At 45.8% G+C, this 367-nt stretch carries 1 protein-coding gene; it reads left to right on the top strand.

The features are described 5' to 3' along the window. Nucleotides 1–367 (top strand): hypothetical protein (locus tag Q0739_RS15000; protein WP_298239544.1); only part of this gene is annotated, 367 nt, incomplete at both ends.

Below are 367 nucleotides of genomic sequence, written 5' to 3'. Positions count from 1 at the left end.
CAGATGACATAGTATTAACCACGAGTTATACCAATGTAACGTGTCACGGAGAGGATGATGGTACTATAACAGCGTCAGCAACTGGAGGCGCAACCATTACGGTAGATGGTGTTGCATATGATGCAACCAAGAAATACGGCCCAGGCATGTATACAGTACGTGCTGAGGCAGCTGGAGGCAACCAAGGCGATGTATGTTTTGAAGAGACTAAGATCACCATTAGTGAGCCAGATGACATAGTATTAACCACGAGTTATACCAATGTAACGTGTCACGGAGAGGATGATGGTACTATAACAGCGTCAGCAACTGGAGGCGCAACCATTACGGTAGATGGTGTTGCATATGATGCAACCAAGAAATACGG

Source organism: uncultured Algibacter sp. (assembly GCF_947487605.1).
Classification (GTDB): Bacteria; Bacteroidota; Bacteroidia; order Flavobacteriales; family Flavobacteriaceae; genus Algibacter_D.
The sequence above is the reverse complement of the archived record's forward strand: the minus strand, read 5'-3'. Positions and strand labels throughout refer to the sequence as shown.